This is a genomic window from Saccharopolyspora spinosa NRRL 18395 (assembly GCF_000194155.1).
Classification (GTDB): Bacteria; Actinomycetota; Actinomycetes; order Mycobacteriales; family Pseudonocardiaceae; genus Saccharopolyspora; species Saccharopolyspora spinosa.
Genome location: NZ_GL877881.1, coordinates 146,550 through 149,046, shown reverse-complemented (window position 1 = coordinate 149,046; position 2,497 = coordinate 146,550). Strand labels below are relative to the sequence as shown.

Below are 2,497 nucleotides of genomic sequence, written 5' to 3'. Positions count from 1 at the left end.
CAGCGGCGTGGGCAATCTGGCGGGCTTGGTGTGGCGGGGCAAGCTGCACCCGGAAGGCCCAAGCCCCTACCTCGACGACACCAGCCGACGTGAAGGCGACAGCGCCGAGACCACCGATGGCGGCGGGTTCGGCGCGGAGAAGACCCCGCTGCCGGGGACAGGGTCCGGGTCGCAGACAGGGGACATCCCTGGCTCCCCGGGCAAGGACACCCCATCCGATGCCTCCGATGCCTGGGATGCCTCGGATGGCTCGAAGCCGTCTGATGTGGACTCTGTTTTCCTGGTCGGGCCGGTGGATTCGGCTGCGGTGCCGGTGCCCTCCGGTAAAGACCCCGTGGTGTCCGCTGTTGTGGACGGCAAGGACGTCAAGTACGTCAAGGGCGGTAAGGAGGGTGCCGTTGGCAGCGTGCCGGGCGGAAAGCCGACTCGTGACGTTCCAGAGGTGCCAGGTCATCAGCAGCACCGGCCGGGCGCAGCGCTGCCGGCGTATTCCGATGGGGTCGTGGGGTCCGAGCAGCACCGGGCGGACACACCACCACCGGCGTATTCCGATGAGGTAGTGGGGTTTGGGCGGGAACGGCCGGGGACGCCGCCTCCGCCGTATAGTCCGGTTGCCGGTGATGATCAGGCAGTGGCGGGCGTGCTTGGTGGGGATGTGTCTGCGAACCGAGGCCGCTGATGTCGTGGCTGCGACCGGGATGTGGGTGATTCCGGTGCCGGGGGCGGAAGTGGTGGGGGAGGTGGTGTTGCCGCCCAGTGGTTCCTGGTGGCGGGGTCAGGGCTGGGGGTCTGGGTTGCCCGCCGTGGTGGCGGGTCCGAAGCGTGGGGGTGGTGTGTCCGGGCCGGTGGCGGGCAAAGCCGGGGCGAAGGGCACGAGAAGGCTGCTGCCGCTCGTGTTGCGGAGTTGGAGGAGTTGGCGGGGCAGGGGCCGTTGACGGTAGAGCAGGAGGCGGAGGTGGCGGAGCTTCGGCGGAAGGCGCAGACGTGGCAGAAAAAGAAGGAAAGAGACGCGGAGCGGTCCCGGACAGGAAGGGCCGCTGCCGCTCGTGTTGCGGAGTTGGGGGAGTTGGCGGGGCGGGGGGCGGTGAGAAAGGTTGCTGCCGCCCGGATTGCGCTGTTGGAGGAGTTGAAGGAGCAGGGGCCGCTGACTGTGGAGCAGGAGGTGGAGCTGGCGGAGCTTCAGCCGAAGGTGGTGCAGCAGAAGCAGAAACAGAAGGAAAGAGACGCGGGACGGTACTGGGCGGGAAGGGCTGCTGCCGCCCGGGTTGCGGAATTGGAGGGGCTGGAGGGGCTGACTGGGGAGCAGGGGGTGGAGCTGGCGGAGCTTCGGTCGAAGGTGGCGGGGCGGGGGCGGAAGAAGGAGGTCCGGGAGGTGACGGAGAAAGGACGGTGCCGCCCGGTTTGTGGAGTTGGAGGCGTTGAAGGAGCAGGGGCCGCTGGCCGTGGAGCAGGAGGCGGAGCTGGCGGAGTTCCAGGCGAAGGTGGTGCAGCAGAAGCAGAAAAAGAAGGAGGGGGACGCGAAGCGGTACCAGGCGAGAAAGGCTGCTGCTGCCCGTGTTGTGGAGTTGGAGGCGTTGGCGGAGCAGGGGCCGGTGTTGGAGGAGTTGGCGGGGCGGGGGCGGCTGACGGTGGAGCAGGAGGCGGAGTTGGCGGAGCTTCAGCCAAAGGCGGAGCAGTGGCAGAAAAAGAAGGAGGGGGACGCTGCGCGGTCCCTGGCGGGAAAGGTTGCTGCCGATCGGGTTTCGGTGTTGGAGGTGTTGGCGGGGCGGGGGCGGCTGCTGCTGTTGGGGCTGTTTCCGGGAGTCCGGGTGATGGCGGGAGTGGGGTGCTCACGGCGACGGATCAGGCGGCCCAGCAGGACCCGAGTGCGGAGCGGAAACAGAAACAGAAGGAGAGGAACGCGAAGCAGCACCAGGCGATAAAAGCTGCTGTCGAACGTGTTGCGGAGTTGGAGGCGTTGGCGGGGCGGGAGGGGCTGACTGGGGAGCAGGAGGTGGAGCTAGCGGAGCTTCGGCCGAAGGCGCAGCAGTGGCGGAAACGGAATAAGGGATTCACGGATCGGTACCGGTACCGGGCGGGCAAGGCGGCTGTCGCCCGGGTTGCGGAGTTGGAAGGGCTGGAGGGGCTGACTGAGGCGCAGGAGGTGGAGCTGGCGGAGCTTCGGCCGAAGGCGCAGCAGGCGCAGCAGTGGCAGAAAAGGAAGGAATCTGTCGCGAAGTATCGCAGGGAGATGAAGGCTGCTGTCGCCCGTGTTGCGGTGTTGGAGGAGTTGGAGGGGGAGGAGCGGCTGACTGAGGAGCAAAAGGTGGAGTTGGCGGAGCTCCGGTCGAAGGCGGCGGGGCGGAAGCAGGACCAGGACGTGACGGGGACCTGGGTGGGTGGCCCGGGGGTCGGGCGGGGTGCGGGGCCGGAGGGGGTGTCGGGGTGGACTGAGACTGATCAGGACGACTGGGACGGGTGGTCGGCTGACGTCGATCTGGCTGCGTGGCTTGATTGG

The 2,497-nt window shown here is 68.1% G+C and carries 3 protein-coding genes; all 3 read left to right on the top strand.

The genetic code is table 11. The features are described 5' to 3' along the window. On the top strand, positions 1-679 hold a 679-nt coding region (locus tag SSPN_RS57215), incomplete at its 5' end, for a hypothetical protein (RefSeq protein ID WP_202798971.1). A 739-nt stretch (positions 680-1,418) separates the two neighbouring features. Beyond that, the gene (locus SSPN_RS61895) at positions 1,419-1,922 is read left to right on the top strand and encodes a hypothetical protein (RefSeq protein WP_272941788.1); all 504 of its coding nucleotides are present in this window, start codon (positions 1,419-1,421) and stop codon (positions 1,920-1,922) included. Further along, positions 1,826-2,497, top strand: a 672-nt coding sequence (locus SSPN_RS60850; RefSeq protein ID WP_192814557.1) for a hypothetical protein, incomplete at its 3' end; no start/stop codon positions are given. The genes SSPN_RS61895 and SSPN_RS60850, both read left to right, overlap by 97 nt.